Source organism: Smaragdicoccus niigatensis DSM 44881 = NBRC 103563, assembly GCF_000380645.1.
Classification (GTDB): domain Bacteria; phylum Actinomycetota; class Actinomycetes; order Mycobacteriales; family Mycobacteriaceae; genus Smaragdicoccus; species Smaragdicoccus niigatensis.
In genome coordinates this window covers 11,917-30,457 of record NZ_AQXZ01000015.1, presented here as the reverse complement: position 1 = coordinate 30,457, position 18,541 = coordinate 11,917, and the positions used below count along the sequence as shown (strand labels likewise).

The following is an 18,541-nucleotide window of genomic DNA, read 5'->3' as shown; positions in this document are numbered from 1 at the left end:
GCCTTGGCCACTCGTCATAAGTTATTGGCCACTTGTCGTCTGTAGCGAGTGTCGAAAACCGATTAGTTTCGAATTAATCCGATGTGGATTCACACGCCGGATAGGGGCACCGCCCAATGAAGTCCACAACAGTCGCCGAATTCGGCGGCTTACCACATGAACGAGCGAGGCATCGCACAATGGAATTTATCGACGTCGAATTCGCGGGCGAGACGGTCCAGGTCCCGAAGGGCGGCTATTACGACCGCTATCGGTCGAATCCGAACCTCGACGAGGTCGCACAGGATCCGGCGGTGGCCAACATCGACTGGTTCCGCCGAGTGCCCAAGCAGTTGGTGCAGTCCCGAGTCGGGCCCATCTACGCACCGAACTTCTACTACAGCGCCCGCATCATTCAGGTCCTGATGCTCGCTCCGCTCGACAAGCTGCGCGCGGCCGTTCCCCAGCCGATCGAGCCGCTGCGCGCAGTTCCGACCCAGGGCCTGGTGGCGCTGACGTTCTTCTCGTACACGGTGTGCGACAACGACCCGTATGACGAAGTGTCTGTGGCTGTGGTTGCCCGCCGGCCAGGTGCGACCGGACTCCCCGAACTGGAACTGCTCGACTCCATGCGTCGCCAGAGCTTCCACGCCCACGTGCTGGCCCTCCCGGTCACTACCGAGATTGCCCGGGTGCGCGGCGTCAACGGCTACCAGCTGCCGAAATGGCGCACCGACATCAGCGTCAACATCGACCAGGACGTGCGGGCGGAGATCTCCAATGGTCCCGGCGGGGCCCCGGATCTGACGTTCCAGGCACCCCTTCCCAAGTTCGAGAAGGTCAAGCCGCAGTCCCGCATCAGCACCAGCACGACCGTTGGCCTCGTAGACGGCAAATGGCACACGACCACTGTCCAGACCAACACGTTGTCGTACGCACAGCGCAGTTTCCCCCGCGATGTGAAGCTCACCCGCCACGACGGCCCGCTGACACAATTGCTCGACGGTCTCGGCGCATCGACGATCCTGCGCCTCGACGTCATCGAAGACGCCCAGCTCATGCTGCACCTGCCGCGGCCGACCACCGCGTACGACAAGTAGCAAGCCAATTCATTGGAATACAGTGCCGCGATCAATCGCGGCACTGTATTCAGCACGCCCAAATTCAAGGCGCGGAGCGTCAGCACCAATTTGCGCGTCTCATTCGATAAACATCTAGAAACGGAAATCACATGACCACCTACACCCTGGACGATCTGTCATCGATGAGCTTCGACGATCTCGAAGCGCTCTATAAGTCGGGTTCGGTTCCGGACCACCTGGAAGTTCTCGACAACAAGCCCAAGGGGCGCATGCTCGCGGTGCGCGGCACGCATCGCATCACGCCTGTCGCGGGACTCCTGCGGCTGTGGTCGAAGCTGCCGGTCTTTCCCTGGGACGGCAAGACGCTGACGTCCGAGGACGCGACCAGCGGCAAGGGCATCAACCGTATCCAGCTCGGCGTCTCGATGGACTGGTTCGAGTTCAAGACCCGAATCCAGAAGTCGCTCATCGACGGCAACGACTGCATCGTGCTCGACTACGAGCAGCCGGGCAACCCGTGGTTCATTCGAAAGATCCACGACGAATTGCGCGAGGTCTCGCCCGGAATGTTCCTCGGCCCGGCGATGTGGAAGCAGGGCGAGAACGACGCGGCGAATGTCTTGTGGTTCGCGCTGGATGCGACCGGTGTCTGAGATCGCACAGTCGCTGGCCAGCGCACCCGAGGCGCTGGCCGGCGAGTACGACATCGTCATCGTCGGCTCGGGCTACGGCGGGTCCATCATGGCGGCGCGACTGGGGGTCGCCAATGCGGCCTCCGGCGGCAAACTCCGCATCGCTGTGCTCGAGCGAGGTAAAGAACATCCGACCGGCACGTTCCCGGAAACGAGTCGATCGGCGATGAAGCAGATGTACTCGACGCGGAACCCGCTCGGCCTCATCGAGATCAACCGCAACGACGACATCGACGTCCTCCAGGCGGTCGGACTTGGCGGTACCTCGCTGGTCAACTTCAACGTCGCCATGCGACCCGACCGCGAGGTCTTTCTGCAGTCGTGGCCACGTGCGTTCCGCGATGCGGTCGAGGAGGACTCCGACGGGATCGGACACCTCGCCAAGTACTTCGGCCGCGCCGAAGCCATGCTCGGTGCCGTTCGGTTCGCCGACGACCAGCCGTTGGCACGGGTGGACGCATTCAACAAGATTGCAGATCAAGCGGGAGTACCGGCAACGAACCTCGAGATCACCGTCAGCACCGAAGATCGCGTCACCAAGTATGGCGTGCAGCGCAAGAAATGCCCCCTGCATGGTGGGGACGGAACCGGCGACAACTCGTTCTCCAAGAACACGCTGATGACGAACTACCTGCCGATGGCCCACCACTACGGCGTCGAACTACACACCTGCATCGAGGTCGATCGGGTGACCAAGTCCGCGGACGACAGCTGGCAGGTCGTCGGAGTGCGACGGGACGGCTCACGAGGCCGGGATACGACGCCGGTGGAAATCACCGCCAAACGGGTCATCCTCAGCGCGGGAACCCTCGGGACGAACGGGATTCTGCTGCGATCCAGAGCCAGCGGCCTCAGCACCTCGGAGTGGCTCGGCAAGAACTTCAGTGGTAACGGCGACAACTACGCCTTCGCCTACAACACTGACTTCCGCACCGACACGTTGCCATGGGCGACAACCGACGGTTCGCCACGTTCCGACGTCCAGTGCGGCCCGAGCATCAACTCCGCAATGCGGTTCGGCGCCAACCAGTCTGACCTCCGCAAACGCTTCACTGTCGAAGACATGTCGGTTCCGCGGGCGGTCGTGGACGTCCTCCGGGTCGCCCTCATGACGCTCGGAACCGTTCGAAAGCGGCCCAAGGATCGCATCAAACGCAAACGAATCCGCAAAGACGTGCGCTGGAACACCGACGGCGCGATGAACCACTCACTGGGCTTCCTCATCATGGCGCACGACAACTCCGACGGGGAGTTCGTCCTCAAGAAGAACGGTTCGGTCGCCATCGACTGGCCAGGTGCTCCCGAGGAACGGATGCTGCGCGACATCGACGACACGCTCGAGCGTGTCGTGGAGTCCGTCGGCGGCACGTACGTCTCCAAGAACGTACTCATGGGCAAGCACCGAATGACCGGCCACCCGATCGGCGGGTGCGCGACCGCGGACAACGTGGAAGGCGGCGTGGTCGACGATGCCGGACGCGTCTTCCGTGCTGACGGAGATCTGCATGAGGGACTTCTGGTTATCGACGGGTCCGTCATCCCACGCGCGCTCGGGGTGAACCCGTTTCTCACCATCTCGATGTTCGCCGAACGGGCCGCGGACATCCTGCGGGCAGACCTGGGTCTGCCGGGATTCGATCCCGAACGTGAGTGGGACGATCGATGACCGAACTCGCTTACGAGCGTGCCGGAACTGGGGAGCCGCTGGTGCTCATCCATGGCATTGGCGGGCGCCGACAGTCGTGGGCTCCGGTCCTGCCGTTCCTCGTCGACCGGTTCGACGTGATCACCCTCGACCTTCCCGGCTTCGGTGAATCGCCACTGATGGACGACGCGGCCGACGTCAGCCCGGCGGGCCTGGCGCATGCGGTCCACGACTTCGTTACGACGTTAGGTGTGGTCCGCCCGCACGCCGCCGGCAACTCCCTGGGTGGATGGATCACGCTCGAACTCGCGCGTATGGGCGTAGTACGCTCCGCGACGGGTATTTGTCCTGCGGGCCTCTGGAAGCAGGTCCCGAAGTACACCATGCGCGAGCTGCGGTTCAACCGCAGGGTCAATCGGCGTCTCGACAGCAGGATCGAACAACTGAGCCGCCTTCCGGGCAGCTCCATCGCGGCCGCGGGAGTGTACGGAAAGCCGTGGAAACTGCCGAAATCCGCACTCATCGCCGAAAGCCGCGCGCTTGGCCGGTCGTCGGGCTTCGACCGAACTCTCGCTGCCTTTCCGCACGCACGATTCCACGGAGGCCAACACCTGGACGTTCCGGTGACAATCGCGATCGGGAGCCGCGACGTGCTTCTCAACCGCGGTTGCCGCGAGACGGACCAGCTTCCTCTGGACACCGAATGGCACAACCTCAAGGGATGCGGCCACGTGCCCATGTATGACGATCCACAAGCCGTCAGTTCCGTGATCATTCACGGCGCGAGCCGAGGTCGATAATGCCCGCGCTTCCGCTCCTGGTTATCGGACTGTTCGGCTTCTTCGTCGCAGCCGCGGCGCCGTCACCGCTGCTTGTTCCCTTTCAGCATGAGCTCGGTTTCAGCCCGGCAATGCTGACCATCATCTTCGCGACTTACGCGATTGCCCTGATGGCAACGCTGCTGGTCGCGGGGGGACTCTCGGACCATGTTGGACGTAAACCCGTCATCATCGGCGCATTGGTCGTGGAAGCCCTCAGCATGCTCATCTTCCTGTACGCAAAGGACGTCGGCTGGTTGCTCGCCGGCCGAGCAGTTCAGGGAATCGCGACCGGAATTGCCTTGGGTGCCTTCAACGCCGCGATCCTGGAGAACTCACCGGCGGGTTCGCGTGTCGGTGCGCTCGCCAACGGATTCGCGCCGCTTGGCGGCCTCGCGGCAGGAGGTCTCGTAACCGGGTGGATCATCCAGCAATTCCACAACCCGGTGCACATCACGTTCATCTCGCTGGCGGTGTTCTTCGCGCTCGCTGCCCTCGCGGCAATCCCGGTTACGCGGACCACACACGGTCGACCAGGCGCGTTGAAGTCACTGGTTCCTCGCCTGTCCATGCCCCCTGCCGCGCGCGGAACGTTCCTCGCAGTTCTGCCCGCGATCATCGCGCTGTGGTCGATCAGCGGACTCTATCTGTCTCTGGTCTCACCGGCGATGATCACCGTCTTCGACCTGCATCTCGGCCTCGCGGGAGGACTGGCCATCGGCCTGTTCAATGCCTCGGGAGCGGTGGCGCCGCTGCTGCTCAGAAAGTGTGCGCCCGCGACCATCACGGTCACGGCGAGCTGCGCGATGGCGATCGGGTCCGTGGGCGTCGCGGCGTCCGTCGCGCTCGGATCAGTACCACTCTTCTTTGTGAGCACGGTCGTCGCGGGAAGCGGATTCGGACTCGCATTCTCGGCTAGCGCGAGACAGGTCATGGAATTTGTTGGCGGCCACGAGCGTGCGGCCACGTTCGCCTTCATTTACGTCGTCAGCTATATCGCCTTCAGCGTCCCCGCGATGATCGCCGGCTCCTTGGTTCACACCTTCGGGCTGGACACCGTCCTGCTGACCTACACGGCGTTGACCACCGCCATATCGATCGTTGGGATCATCACGACCAGTCGTGAACGGCGTCGTGAGTTTGGCATGCACGTAGGTGTCACCCCACTGGAGGAACTGAGACCTAATCGCTGACCAATGGCCAATTAGTTATTCGTAGTGGCCAATAGATATCGCCCTCGACTCAAGACAAGGATTCTTACCTCATGACAAAACGCATTCTCCACGTCGTCTCCAACGTTGCACACTACGACGACCCCTCCCACCCGACGGGCCTGTGGCTGTCCGAACTCACCCACGCGTGGCACGTGTTCGAGAAGCACGGATACGAACAGCACCTCGTCAGCCCCAAGGGCGGCCTGTCCCCGCTGGAGCCGCGCTCGCTGAAGTTCCCGAACTACGACAAGACCGCGAAGGCGTGGCACGCCGACGAAGCCAAGATGGCACTGCTGGCGAACACGGCTTCGCCGGACGACATCAACTCGTCGGACTACGACGCGATCTACTACACCGGTGGTCACGCCGTCATGTACGACTTCCCGGACAGCCCGGGTCTGCAGAAGATCACCCGTGAGATCTTCGAGAATGGCGGAGTCGTCTCGTCGGTCTGTCACGGCTACTGCGGCCTGCTCAACGTGACGCTTTCGGACGGCTCTCTGCTGGTCAAGGGGCGTAAGCTCACCGGCTTCGCGTGGGCCGAAGAGAAGGCCGCCGGAGTCGACAAGCTCGTTCCGTACAACGTCGAGGAAGAGATGAAGAAGCGGGGCGCGCTCTACGAGAAGGTCCCGGTCGTTCCGTTCGTCCCCAAGGCTGTCGTCGATGGTCGTCTCGTGACCGGACAGAACCCGCCGTCAGCAAAGGTCACGGCCAAGCAGGTCGTGAAGGTTCTCGAAGGCTGATTCGTTTGCTCAGTCCTGACTCGACCCCCGATCGCACCTTGATCGGGGGTCGAACTCTTTAACTACGCGTCAATCAATACGTCGCCGTCGATGTAGGCCACGCAGCTCAAGATGGCGCCCTCTTCGGCGTCTGCTGGGTCGAGGCCGGCGGTGCTGCTCATCTCGACAGTGCCGGACAGAGTCTTCAGCGTGCATTCACCGCAGTCGCCGGTGCGACAGGCATTGTCGACCTTGAGTCCGCCCGCTTCCGCCGCCTCCAAGACTGTTTGGAGGCTCGCACACGGAACTGTCTTGTTCGAGCGAGTGAAGACGAGGTTGCCTCCTGGCGTGACGATCGCCTCCGGGCTGGCGTAGCTCTCCTCGAAGAAGCGGCTCATGCGGAAGCCGGTGTCCTCGACGATGCCGCGAACGCTTTCCATGAAGCCTTCTGGGCCACAGGAGTAGGCGTGGCGCTCGGCAAGATCGGGGGCGATGTGCTCCAAGGTCTCGCTATCGAGGTATCCCGTCGGCCCATCCCAACCCTGTTTGGGGCCCTCGCGGGTGAGCGACAAGTGCAGCGTGAAATTGGGATGGTCCTGGGCGAGCTGGGTGAGCTCTGCTCCGAAAATGAAATCGTCGCGACTGCGTGCGTTGTGGAAGAACACGACATCGACGTCGAGCTTCTGCGACACGATCCATCGACTCATCGACAGCATGGGAGTGATGCCGCTGCCCGCCGACAGCATCAGCAGCTTGCGTCGAGGATTCGGAGCGCAGGTGAAGTGTCCGTGGGCACCGCTGACAGTCAGTTCGTCGCCGACTCGAACTGAATCGCAGAGCCAGTTGGAGACAAGGCCGCCGTCGATGCGCTTGACGGTGACTTCAAAGATCTTCGGGTTGGTCGGGTCCGACGACATTGAATACGAGCGCTGACACGTCGTGCCGTCGATGTCGAGGTGAAAGGTCAAGAATTGGCCCGGCTTGTAGATGAGGTCCGCGCCGGACCCGTCCATGAACCTCAGCGCCCGGGTATCGGCGGTCACGTCGATGACTTCCACGCAGCGCGCAGTGAATGTGCGGGGCAGCGGGTCCGGTTCGGTGAGCTTGACGGCTGGTTTTGGTGCCGGCACCGCAATGCCGGGAACCTTGCCGAGCACGCTAGCCGGGAGGCCTCGGACGAGCCCGAGTTCAGGCAGAAGCCGTGCGAAGGCTGGTCCGAGAGTCTGTGTTGCGGTCAGCAGTCCTGAGGCCATCGCCGAGACGATGCCGACGAGGAGGGTGTCCTGACCAGTCAGATACAGACCCTTGATTGGGGTGGTCGGCTTGATCCACGACTGGCTGAACCGCTCCACAGTGTGCTCGAGGCCGTAGAGCGGGCCGTTCGCGTAGTTGCTGAAGTGGGCGGTCGATAGCGGTGTAGAGACTTCCTGTACCTCGACCTTGCCGCGGACGCCCGGCGCGTACTTGTACACGTCGGCGAGCATGGCGTCGGCAAACTGCTGCTTGAAGGCCTCGTAGTCCGCGCCGCGGTCGCCCCACGGCTTGCGTTCCCACTTCTTGAACCAGTCGTACGGGACTGCGGCAATAGCGTCGATGGCGGACTTGCCGGGGTGCTCGCGCGGCCAGTCGGGGTCCTTCGTGGACGGAAAGGTTATGTAGTTGACGTAGAAGTCGGTGTTCGGCTGCTGGGCGAATCGGTTGAACTCGGCGTCGTGGTCGTAGCCGCGGTAGATCCAGAGGTTGGCTTGCTCCAGCCCGAGTTCCTCGGTGGTTCCGTCGATCCCCAGGTACAGACCGACATGCGCAATCGCTGGCTTCAGACGAGCGAGCTTGTCACCCATGCCGTGCTGCTCACGGACCTGTGGCGGGAGCAATCGGTTCCAGGTGTTGAACAGTCCCGTCGCGCTGATGACCTGGTCGGCCTGGATTTCATCGCCGTTTGCCATGCGAACGCCAACCGCGCGGTTCCTGCGGATCAGGATCTCGTCGACCTCGGCTTGGGTACAGACCATTCCGCCGGCGCGTTCGATGATGGGCACGATGTTCCCCGCGATCGCGGACGCCCCGCCGATGGGAAAGCTGGCACCGTCGAGGTAGTGCTGCACGGTCGCGGCGTGCGCACCGAAGGCGGATCGCCGCGGCGTCGTCCCATAGTCGCCCCACTGTCCACACAGAACGCTGATGAGCTTGGGGTCGTCAATGAAGCTTTCGAGAACCTCTTGCGTGGTTCGCTCGAAGTACTTTGAGCCGGTGCGGTGCGTGACACCCTTGAGTCCTGCCTGGATGATTCCGGGGAACAGGCGCGGTCCGAAGTGGTTCATCAACTCGCTCGTTGATTCGCGGACAAGGCGCAGGTAGGTATCGATTTCCCGCTGGCGGTTTGGGAAGTATTCCAGCATTTTTTCGCGGAAGTTCTTCGCGCCCGCGACATAGTCGTAGGTCTGGTCACCGATGACGATCCTGTCGTAGACCGGGTCCATCTTGGCCCACTTCAGCTGACCGTCCGTGATCAGGTCGAAGAGTTGGCGCTCGAAGGAGCGAGGATTGTGGACGCGACCGATGTAGTGGACGCCGGCATCCCAGGTGAAGCCGCGGCGGCCCCATGAATGGCTGAATCCTCCGGCGGTGTAGTGCTGCTCGAGTACAAGGACCTTGCGTCCAGCTTTTGCCATCAGTGCCGCGGTCGTCATGCCGCCGAGGCCCGATCCGATCACGATGGCGTCGTAGTTGGTGTCCACATCGCTCGACACGTACTTGGTGCCAACAATCATCACGGTCTCCTCGCTGCTTGCCACTGGCAGGTAGCGAGCTTACGCTGCATGCGACATGTTCTGCCACTGGCAGGTAAGGAGCTTTGTAATGACTTTCTCTATGGAACTGTCGAGCGACCACCAGGAGTTGGTGGACTGGTCCCACAGGTTCGCTGTCGACGTCATGCGACCAGCGGCGATTGAGGCTGACGAAAACGAGCAGGTGCCGTGGCACGTCATCCAAGAGGCCGCCAAGATCGGGCTCTACGGCTGGGAAGCGACCGCGACGACCTGGGGTGACCCCGCAGGTCTCTCCATGGCGTTGCTGGCCGAAGAACTGTTCTGGGGTGATGCGGGTACGGCGATGGTCATGTTCGGCACCAACCTTGCCGTCGGTGGTCTTCTCGCCGCGGGGACGCCGGAGCAGATCGGCGAGTGGGCGCCGCAGTTCTACGGCGATGTCAGTGAACCGCGCCTCGCTGCCTTCTGCGCCACGGAACCTGACGCGGGCTCAGACGTGTCGAACCTGCGCACCCGCGCGCGGTATGACGAAGCGACCGACGAGTGGGTAATCAACGGGCAGAAGGCGTGGATTACCAACGGTGGAATCGCATCAACGCATGTCGTCGTCGCCAGCGTTGACCCCGAACTGAAGGCCCGCGGCCAAGCGTCCTTCATCGTGCCGGAGGGCACTCCCGGCGTTGAGAGCACTCGCAAGATCAAGAAGCTGGGTCTGAAGGCATCGCACACCGCGGACGTGTTCTTCGATGACGTCCGTATCCCGGGTCGGTGCCTTCTCGGTGGAAAGGACAAGCTCGATGAGCGTCTCGCGCGGGCTCGGGAAGGTACGCGCACGAGCACGCAGACCGCGATGAAGACTTTCGAACTGACCCGACCGATCGTCGGTGCGCAAGCCTTGGGAATTGCCCGTGCGGCCTATGAGTACGCCCTCGACTACGCGAAGGGGCGCGTCGCGTTTGGGCGGCCGATCATCGAGAACCAGGCGATTGCGTTCGCGCTTGCCGACATGTGCACCGAAATCGACGCAGCTCGCATGCTCGTGTGGCGCGCCGCATGGATGGGCCGAAGCGGCAAGGCGTTCACCTCCGGCGAGGGCTCGATGTCCAAGCTCAAGGCGAGTGAAGTCGCGGTGTGGGTAACCGAGCGTGCGGTCCAGATCCTGGGCGGGGCGGGCTATAGCCGCGAGCACCCGGTTGAACGAATGTTCCGCGACGCCAAGATCTACACGATCTTTGAGGGCACCTCCGAGATTCAGCGCCTGGTCATCTCTCGCGCGATATCGGGAATGCCAATCCGTTGACCTTCGGGTGATCTCGGCGGCGTGGGTCATACTCCCTGTATGTCAGACGCCGTGGAGAACGTCGCCGCTGCCCAGGGCACCGTCCGCGAGCGGGTGCTCGCAGCAGCAATCGATGAATTGACAGAAGTCGGACCCGAGCGGGCGAGCTTGCGATCAATCGCCCGTCGAGTCGGCATCACCCATCAGGGGATTGCGCACTACTTTCCCGATCGGACGGCTCTGTTCACTCAGTCAGCAGTTGACGGCCTGGAAAAGCTCCACGAGCTGTCGAAATCGGCCGTCGATTCGGCAGGTCCGGACGTGCCAGCGGGAACATCCGTCGCGCGGTTAGGTGAGGCGTATGTGCGATTCGCCAGGGCGGAGCCTGCGCGGTTTAGCTTGATGTATGGCTCCGGCCTGGTTGATTCAAACGCACGCGCGCTTGTCGATGCCCGGCGCCGCTTGTGGCGGTTGGTTCTGTCAGCGGTATCTGCCGAATGCGATCGGGGATGGGGATCGGGCGCCGAGCCGCTGGTTCTAGCTATCGCGTGTTGGTCGAGTGCGCATGGGTTGGCGACACTAGAGCGGGTTGAAGGCCGAGTCCTTCCCTCGACACTGCCCCCCGAGGATGTGTTGGCGTTGATCACTCGGGCCATCGGATAGTGACTGGCCTTTGGGCATAACTCATTGGCCGGTCGTCATCTGTGGGCGGCGTTGAAAGTTTCATAGATTCATCGCATGAACAGCAACAGCTCACCGGCTCGCCTCTCGCGCGAGCTGTCGAGAATCCGTACGGCCCTGTCGGTCCTTGCCACCACACCGCCTCGCCCCGGCACCGCACAGCTGGGTTCGGTCATTTTGTCCGAACACAAGCTGACTCTGACTCGATATGGGAACGGCGATCGCGCTGTCCTTCTGATCCCGCCTCCGGCGGCACCCGCGGCGGCATTCGATCTCCGTCGCGGCCAGAGCCTGCTCGAGCAGCTCATCACCGACGGACACACCGTTTACCTCGCAGACTATGGCGACATCTCCTTCGCGGACCGAAAGATGGGTTTCGAGGACTGGATTGACCGAATCGTGCCCAACGCGGCCAAGGCAGCTGCTGCCGATGCTGGCGAGAATGTTGCAGTCATTGGCTGGTCCCTTGGCGGAACCCTCTCGCTGCTGACATCGGCGGCGCACCCGGACCTTCCGATCCGCTCGATCGCAGCGATCGCGACGCCGATCGACTACTCCAAGTTGGCGACGATCGCTCCGCTGCGGCAGGCCTCCGCACTCACGGGCGGTCAAGTCCTCGGAACGATGAACCGAGTGATCGGCGGCATCCCGCCGTGGTTGGTGAGAAACGGCTACCGACTGACGTCGATCGAGCGTGAGCTGAAGAAGCCCTGGTTCGTCCTGCAGAACACCGACGACGTCGAAAAGCTTGACCAGATGAAGTCGATCGACGGCTTCACCGCGGCAATGCCGGCTTACCCGGGTCGCCTGTTCAACCAGATGTGGCACCGCCTCATGCTCGGCAACGAATTGGCGTCTGGTGGTTTCGGCCTTCGTGACCGCACAGTTCGACTGGATGCGATCACCGTTCCTGTCTTGGCAGTGGCTGGGCTCGCGGATGCGATCGCTCCGGTACCTGTTGCACGGCCCATTACCGACGTTCTCTCGCGTGCGGCTTCAGTTCGGTTCGAAACCGCACCTGGCGGACACCTTGGCGTTTTGACCGGCCCCAAGGCCGCGGCCACTACCTGGCGTTATCTGGACGAGCACTTAGCTTCGTCTGCCCACTGACCTCTCCGGGAAACCAACCAAGAAGGAAAAGATCCATGTCCACTGTCCTCATTACTGGCTGTTCGAGCGGGATCGGCGCGGCGACCGCGGCCGACCTCGTCGCCCACGGGCACACCGTCTACGCGACTGCGCGGCGACCGGAAACCCTCAAAGACCTGGCCGACCAGGGCTGTCACACGCTCGCCTTGGACGTCACGAGCGAGGAGTCGATGGCGGCGGCGGTCGCAACCGTCGAGCGTGAAGCGGGCTCGATCGACGTTCTCATCAATAACGCCGGCTATTCGCAATCCGGCGCCGTGGAGTCGATTCCGCTCGACAACATCCGCAAGCAGTTCGAAACCAACGTCTTTGGCCTGATCCGGATGAGCCAGCTCGTCCTACCCGGCATGCGCAAGGCAGGCCGCGGACGCATCATCAACCTCGGCTCGATGGGCGGCCGGCTCACGTTCCCCGGCGGCGGCATCTATCACTCGACGAAGTACGCGGTCGAGGCGATCTCGGACGCGATGCGCTTCGAGGTCCAGGGTTTCGGGATACAGGTAGTGCTCATCGAGCCCGGTTTGATCACGACTGAGTTCGCGGGCACGGCAGTCGGTTCGGTAGACGGCCTCAACGACGGCCCCTACGCCGAGTTCAACGCCAAGGTCGGCAAGGTGACCGCAGATATCTACGCGGGTCCGATGGCCGCACTTGTTGGCGGTGGCCCGGATGCGGTCGCGAAGGTCATTCGCAAAGCCGTCCAGAGCAAGCGACCCAAGGCCCGCTACACCGTGACTCCCAGCGCAACGCTCGGAATCCTGCAGCGTCAGCTCACTCCGGACCGGGTCTGGGACTTGGCCATGCGCGCTCAATTCCCGGTCCCGAAGGGCGAATGACTCTCCGCAGCTATCCGTTAAGCAGCGTCTCACGGAACAGCTGTGAGAACTGGTTGGCGGCCTCGCGGTCGAACTGCGGGTGCCGATAGCGCAAAGCGACAAACATTTCGCCATTAATCGTCACCACGCCGATGTTGGCCCCCATGGGCATCGTCGCGGGCGGTGAGAACCACACGTCCGCGACCTCGAGGTCGGGTACACCCAGCCGGCCGAGATTGGTGAGCCAGGTGGTGTCGACGGCGCGGTCGCCAACCAACGGCTTGTCCGCGATGAGCTGCTTCCAGCGCACCGGAACGAGGCTGCTCATCGTGGAGATATCGACGAGGATTCCCTGAGCCCGACGCTGTTTGATGAGCTTGGTGCGGGCCTGCGCACCGAGCGTTGCGGATTGCAGGTCCCGTTGCTCTTTCTTCATCACTCGAACCGTCACGTAGGAAGCGAAGTTTCCAAACACTTCGTGCTGCCACTCGTCCGGTCGAACGTTCATTGGCATCGTGATGGTGACCCGCCTGGGCCGGACGCCACGAGCGTCATTCCAGCGTCGAACAGTGCGCGCCAGGCCGCCGAGCAGCAGATCGTTGACGGTCACGCCGGGTGGTCGACGGGCCACGACCTGCTTGGTCTCCGCGGCGGTAAATCGGATCAGCTCACAGCCGTATCCGCCGGCATTATGACCATTCTGCGGGGCGATTCGAACGGGCCGCCACATCGTGAAGAACAGATGCTTGCCGAACTGTCGGCCCCGGTCCCATCGGTCCTTCCACCCATGCGCGCCGATGAGCGTGCGAACATTGCGGGCGTCAACCGGATCGAAGTCGGGGACCGGGTCGGGCGTGCCGGAGTAGTTGCGAAGGATCGATGTCATCAACCGGTAAGCGGCCATGCCGTCGCCGGCGGCGTGGTGGATGTTGAGGATCAAGTGGTCGCCGTCATCAGCATGAACGAGCAATGCATCGAACGTGCGGACTTTCAGATCGGGCGCGCGGCTGACCAGCTGATCGCGGAGTTCGGTCACATCGCCATCGGCAACCGTCAGCGGTACCTTGCCCGGTGCGTCCGGGATAAGCCACCAGAACCGGAAGTCGTTGGGCCGGGGAGGCTGCAGTCGCGCGCGAGCGATGGGGTGAGTCGTCATCGCCCGCCGGATCGCTTCCGTCAGACGTTGCTCATCGAGGCGCGTCAGCAATCTGACCTCGAGTTGGATCGTCCAGGGCTCATCGACCGAGCCGACCGTCAGACATCCCTCGTCAAGACGGTCTAGACGTGATCTGCGCATAGGACATTCCCCACCGTCATCCGAGCTTGTTCGTCGCGTTCCGTCGAGCCAGGTGGGCGCGGGGCGCCTCACCGTTCCATCGTCGGAACGCGTTGGAGAAATTGCTGACATGGCCGTAGCCCAAGCGCTTGGAGACCTGTTCAACGCTCATGCCGCCGTGCAGCAATTCCGTCGCGAGGTGCCTGCGCACTTCATCGAGCAGCTTTCGCAGTGACGTCCCCTCCTGCTCAAGTTGGCGCCGCAGGGTTCGGGTGCTGATCGCCAGGTGATCGGCGATGGTGTTGAGTGTCGGCGGCTCGGCCGGATTGGCCAGAAGCAGATCTCGGACCTGACCTGCGCGGCCCGTGCGAGCCTCACGCCGTTCGAGCAGTACTCGGCATTGCTGCTCGGCAAACCGTGCGCTGTGCGCGCTGGCTTGGGGGAGAGGGACGTCCAACTGCTCGGGATCGAAGGTGATGATGGTCTCGGCCGCGTCGAATTCCGGGACCACATCGAACATTTCCGTGTAGCGGTCGACAGCCGGGCCCGGGTCCGGCACGGCGAACGACAATCGAGCCGGCGGAACGCTCGTGCCGAATATCTCGCGCGGCAGGACGGCGATGGCTGCGGTGTCGCGCTCGAGGATGAAGCGTCGTAGCGGGCCCGGGATCGTCCGTGCGTCGGCGACGATGGATACCGAGCCATCGTGTTGACGTGCCTCGAATGTGCAGAGCGCGTAGGTGAGGCGGATGAATCGGATGCCGACCTCCAGTGCCTCGCGCAGCGTTTGACTGGTGAGTAGGGCGAAACCCCAGACTCCGTAGGCGGTCAGCGGGTAGTTCGCCGCCATGTCCAGCCCTAGCCCGGGCCGGTCCCCGACCGCGGCGACGATGTTAGCAATCGCGCGGAGTTCTTGCTGGCCACTGACTTCGGCGTCGGGGATCCGAAGTGTTCGGGGGTTGATCCGAGTGCCGATCAGGCACTGTTCGGGCGTGACCCCGAACTGAGATGCCCAGTCGACCATCACTGCGAGACCGGTCGCTGAGCGTGGCGAATGCAGGACGGAGGTGGTCACGTTCGCAACATCTTCTGCCGGTATTCGCGGGGTCCGACGCCCTTCCAGCGCCGGAACGCCTGGGTGAAGTTCGATACCTGTGAATAGCCGAGTCGCTCGGCAATTTCCGCGACCGCCAGGCCATCAGTGATGAGCAGTTCCTCGGCCAGCGCTTCACGCACTTCTTCCTGCAAAGTGCGAAGCGACACCCCTTCGAGCGCGAGGTTGCGGCGCAGTGTGCGAGAACTGACGGTCAGGGCACGCGCCGCATCCTCGAGCGTCAATGCCGTTGATGGATTGGCGAACATCAGGTCCCGCAGCAGGCCGGACACCCCTGCGCGCGCGGAGCGTTGCCGCAGTATTTCCATCGCTTGTCGCTCAGCCAACGACTTGGCGTTCTCATTCGCCTTCGGCAACGGAACGTCCAACCAGTCGCCGGAGATGATGAGGCCGTTTTCGCCGGTGTTGAATTTGGGCTCAACCCCGAAGATCTCTACGAGTCGCTGGGTGACGGCATCGTCTGGTGACGAGGTTGTGTAAGTGACCTGCAACGGCACGTCAGACGTCATCATCAGGTCGCATTGAAGGGTCCGAATGCCAGTGCTGTCCCGCTCGAGTGCGAAACGCCGTACCGAGATCGGCAACTCGCTCGGATCGAGGACGATGCGTAACGATCCGTCCGCGGCGTCTTTGACCAGCTCCAAGCGGCAGAGGCAGAAGCTCAGTGTGGCGAGCGGGAGACCGACGGCGATCGCGTCGCGGATCGTCTTGGCACTCATGAGGGCCAAGCCCCAGATCCCGGGAGACGAGGCATGGCAGCGCAGCCCGGCCTCGATGCCCAGCTCTGGGTTGTCGCCTAGTGCATCGAGGATGTTGGCGATGATCTTGAGTTCGTCGCGAAAACTGACCTCTAAGTCCAGGTTGTCGAGGGCTGGGCGCGTCAGCTTTGTTCCGGCGAGCGCATCCGTGGCCGACATTCCGTAATCGGTGGCCATATCGACCAGCAATGCTGCGCTCGCCGGAGAACGCAGGACTTCATGCAGGCTCACTCACACCTCACAACTCAGCGGTACTTCACACTCGGGCGACGCTCGGTACCGAGAACAGTAGGCTGTGACCCACGGTGTGCGGCAGATGAGCGGTGGCCAATGAGTTATGACTACTGGCCATTTCGACGCTGTCATTAAGTCCTCGGAGTCACAAGCCAGGAACGGAGTTGGTCGTACCCGCGTACGTCTTGCGGTGGTTGTTCCTGCATTTCGAACCTCGAGTCGGAAGAGAGAGTGGAGGACGTCATCTCGTCGACGCGCACCTCGCGCGGTTGACTCAGTGAGGTCAGGCGGCTAGCGATGTTGACAGTGGATCCGAAGACGTCGCCCAATCGCCGAAGGATCGGGCCCGAGGCAACGCCGGCGCGGATCGGTGGCTGCGTCACAGGCCAGGCGTCCAACATGTCGAGAGCGACATACACGCCGTCGCCAGGATCGTCTGCGGTATACAGAACCGCGTCTCCGATGAGCTTCACGACCCGTCCGTTGTGCGCACCGACAGCTGTTGTCGCGACGGACTCAAACAATTCGAGCAAGGTAGCGAGATCGGAGTCCGCGGTTTGTCGTGACAGTGCGGTGAAACCCGAGATATCGGCGAACCCGACCGTGGCTTCCGGTTGAGATCCAGCAGTTCTGGCGAAGTTCGCGACTTTCCGTGCAACGAATGCTGAGAGTTGACGTCGCCAAACGTAGGTGTGGAGTTCCTCGATAAACGGCAGGATCTCCTTCGCGAGTTGTTCAATCGTCGCAGTGAAGCCTCGGGCGTCGGCCTGTTTTGCGGCCATGGCCAGGAATGACTCACCTTCACTGTCGGCAAGCTGAGCGAAGATCTGGCCAGTCAACCGCGACAGGGAAATGACTTCGTCGAAACTGGCGATCCCGAGGTCGATCGCTCGGCGCACTCGTTTGGCCGCCTCGAGATCTGCGGTGGTCAGCGCAACCTCATCGTCGGCGACCGTCGCGAAACCCATAGATTGCCAGAGCAGTCGCCCGTCGTCTCGATCGAGACCCGCCGCCTCGGCGAGGTCGCGCGGAGTGAGCGTGCGTGATCCTCCGAGCAGCATCGTTTCGATAGCCTCGGCGAACACATCCAAATCAATATCGGCCATCACCGGGTCGTTCAGATCAGCCATGCCGTCCTCGCTCGCTGGGCTCCCGCCTACAGGTCTACCGCGCGAGAGTCCCAGGCGAGCGGGGATTTGCGTTTAGTGCAACGCGGTACGCAAGGTGTCCTGCGCCAGCTTGATCGCGGCGTTGGCGGCGTGCGTTGGGCGCAGCGCGTGCAGCATGACGAAGTCGTGGATGATGCCGCCGAATCGCACCTGCGTGACCGGGACGCCGGCTTCGCGCAGCTTTGATGCGTAGGCTTCGCCTTCGTCGCGCAGAACGTCGGCCTCAGCCGTGATCACCAACGCCGGCGGCAACCCGCTGAGCTGTTCGGTGGTGGCCCGCAACGGCGAGGCGTAGATGTCGTTGCGCTGCTCGTCGCCGTCAATGTACTGATCCCAGAACCACTTCATTCCCTCTCGAGCGAGGAAGTAGTGTTCGGCGAACTGCTGGTAGGAGCCGGTATCGAAGTTGGCGTCGGTGACCGGGTAGAAGAGCACCTGCTGGGCGATCTTGACGTCTCCGCGGTCCTTTGCCATCAGCGTCAGCGCAATGCTCATGTTTCCGCCGACCGAGTCGCCGCACACCGCGAATCGAGACGCGTCGAGGCCTTTGTCGGCTCCGTGCGCGAAAACCCACTGAGCTGCCGCGTAGTTCTGTTCGATGGCGGTGGGGTACTTCGCCTCTGGCGAGCGGTCGTACTCGGGAAACACCACTGCTGCGTTTGCGCCGACGGCGAGCTCGCGCACAAGGTTGTCGTGGGTGTGGGCATTGCCGAATACCCACCCGGCGCCGTGAATGTAGAAAATGACTGGCAGGGTTCCGTCTGCTTCGGCAGGCTTGACGATCCGAACCGGCACGGAGCCGGTCGGCCCGCCCGCGATGGTGATCCATTCTTCGTCGATGGCGGGCTTGTCGATTTCACTCGACTGCACGTCGTCCACTGTCTTGCGGCCCTCGTCCGGCGGCAGCTGATACAGGAATGGCGGGGTATCGGTGGCCTTCGCGAACTCTGCGGCCTGAGGTTCGAGCACGGGCTTGACTGTGGTCATGGGGTTCCTTCCGCTTGTGGTTCGCCCGACCCGCCTGCGCTGCCGGACCGGGCTCCCAGGAGTGAGTTTGCCCACTGGACTCCATCGTGGAACCCACGTGGCCGCTCTTCATAAGTTTTTGGCCAACTGACATCTGGGAGTTCGAACTGCCGGTTT

16 protein-coding genes are annotated in these 18,541 nt (G+C 62.7%); 10 read left to right on the top strand and 6 right to left on the bottom strand.

Annotated features, from left to right (window positions below):
- Nucleotides 1-179: 179 nt before the first annotated feature.
- From F600_RS0108620 to F600_RS0108595, 6 genes are all read left to right on the top strand, one after another.
- The gene (locus F600_RS0108620) at nt 180-1,079 is read left to right on the top strand and encodes a hypothetical protein (RefSeq protein WP_018160203.1); all 900 of its coding nucleotides are present in this window, start codon (nt 180-182) and stop codon (nt 1,077-1,079) included.
- Between the two features lie 131 nt (nt 1,080-1,210).
- Nucleotides 1,211-1,714 carry a hypothetical protein gene (locus tag F600_RS0108615; protein WP_018160202.1) on the top strand — a complete coding sequence of 168 codons (504 nt, stop codon included), beginning with the start codon at nt 1,211-1,213 and terminating at the stop codon, nt 1,712-1,714.
- Nucleotides 1,698-3,419 carry a GMC family oxidoreductase N-terminal domain-containing protein gene (locus F600_RS0108610; RefSeq protein ID WP_018160201.1) on the top strand — a complete coding sequence of 574 codons (1,722 nt, stop codon included), beginning with the start codon at nt 1,698-1,700 and terminating at the stop codon, nt 3,417-3,419. The genes F600_RS0108615 and F600_RS0108610 overlap by 17 nt, the downstream gene beginning before the upstream one ends.
- Entirely contained in the window at nt 3,416-4,198 is a 783-nt protein-coding gene (locus F600_RS0108605; RefSeq protein WP_018160200.1) for an alpha/beta fold hydrolase, read from the top strand. Before F600_RS0108610 ends, F600_RS0108605 begins: the two co-directional genes overlap by 4 nt.
- Entirely contained in the window at nt 4,198-5,409 is a 1,212-nt protein-coding gene (locus F600_RS27530) for an MFS transporter (protein ID WP_018160199.1), read from the top strand. The genes F600_RS0108605 and F600_RS27530 overlap by 1 nt, the downstream gene beginning before the upstream one ends.
- Nucleotides 5,410-5,480: 71 nt before the next feature.
- On the top strand, nt 5,481-6,173 hold the full coding sequence (locus F600_RS0108595) for a type 1 glutamine amidotransferase domain-containing protein (RefSeq protein WP_018160198.1): 693 nt from the start codon (nt 5,481-5,483) through the stop codon (nt 6,171-6,173).
- A 62-nt stretch (nt 6,174-6,235) separates the two neighbouring features.
- On the opposite strand, the gene F600_RS30245 is transcribed toward F600_RS0108595, so the two are convergent.
- The gene (locus tag F600_RS30245; protein ID WP_156024491.1) at nt 6,236-8,923 is read right to left on the bottom strand and encodes an FAD-binding oxidoreductase; all 2,688 of its coding nucleotides are present in this window, start codon (nt 8,921-8,923) and stop codon (nt 6,236-6,238) included.
- 88 nt (nt 8,924-9,011) lie between these two features.
- Between F600_RS30245 and F600_RS0108585 the strand changes: the two genes are divergently transcribed.
- From F600_RS0108585 to F600_RS0108570, 4 genes are all read left to right on the top strand, one after another.
- Nucleotides 9,012-10,223: an acyl-CoA dehydrogenase family protein gene (locus F600_RS0108585; RefSeq protein WP_026306314.1), complete on the top strand. Its 1,212-nt coding sequence runs from the start codon at nt 9,012-9,014 to the stop codon at nt 10,221-10,223.
- Between the two features lie 39 nt (nt 10,224-10,262).
- Nucleotides 10,263-10,865 (top strand): TetR/AcrR family transcriptional regulator, encoded by a 603-nt coding sequence (locus F600_RS0108580; RefSeq protein WP_018160195.1) that lies wholly within the window; start codon nt 10,263-10,265, stop codon nt 10,863-10,865.
- 75 nt (nt 10,866-10,940) lie between these two features.
- Nucleotides 10,941-11,993: an alpha/beta hydrolase gene (locus F600_RS0108575; protein WP_018160194.1), complete on the top strand. Its 1,053-nt coding sequence runs from the start codon at nt 10,941-10,943 to the stop codon at nt 11,991-11,993.
- 35 nt (nt 11,994-12,028) lie between these two features.
- Entirely contained in the window at nt 12,029-12,868 is an 840-nt protein-coding gene (locus F600_RS0108570; protein ID WP_018160193.1) for an oxidoreductase, read from the top strand.
- A 10-nt stretch (nt 12,869-12,878) separates the two neighbouring features.
- Here the strand turns inward: F600_RS0108570 and F600_RS0108565 are convergent, their stop codons facing one another.
- The 5 genes from F600_RS0108565 to F600_RS0108545 all read right to left on the bottom strand — a co-directional run bounded on the left by F600_RS0108565 (nt 12,879) and on the right by F600_RS0108545 (nt 18,385).
- Nucleotides 12,879-14,144 carry a hypothetical protein gene (locus F600_RS0108565; protein ID WP_018160192.1) on the bottom strand — a complete coding sequence of 422 codons (1,266 nt, stop codon included), beginning with the start codon at nt 14,142-14,144 and terminating at the stop codon, nt 12,879-12,881.
- Nucleotides 14,145-14,160: 16 nt separating this feature from the next.
- Nucleotides 14,161-15,198, bottom strand: coding sequence for an AraC family transcriptional regulator (locus F600_RS0108560; protein ID WP_018160191.1), 1,038 nt, complete (start codon nt 15,196-15,198; stop codon nt 14,161-14,163).
- Nucleotides 15,195-16,226 (bottom strand): AraC family transcriptional regulator, encoded by a 1,032-nt coding sequence (locus F600_RS0108555; protein WP_026306312.1) that lies wholly within the window; start codon nt 16,224-16,226, stop codon nt 15,195-15,197. The genes F600_RS0108560 and F600_RS0108555 overlap by 4 nt, the downstream gene beginning before the upstream one ends.
- 134 nt (nt 16,227-16,360) lie before the next feature.
- Nucleotides 16,361-17,359, bottom strand: coding sequence for an adenylate/guanylate cyclase domain-containing protein (locus F600_RS0108550; RefSeq protein WP_018160189.1), 999 nt, complete (start codon nt 17,357-17,359; stop codon nt 16,361-16,363).
- Between the two features lie 72 nt (nt 17,360-17,431).
- On the bottom strand, nt 17,432-18,385 hold the full coding sequence (locus F600_RS0108545) for an alpha/beta hydrolase (protein WP_018160188.1): 954 nt from the start codon (nt 18,383-18,385) through the stop codon (nt 17,432-17,434).
- Nucleotides 18,386-18,541: the final 156 nt, after the last annotated feature.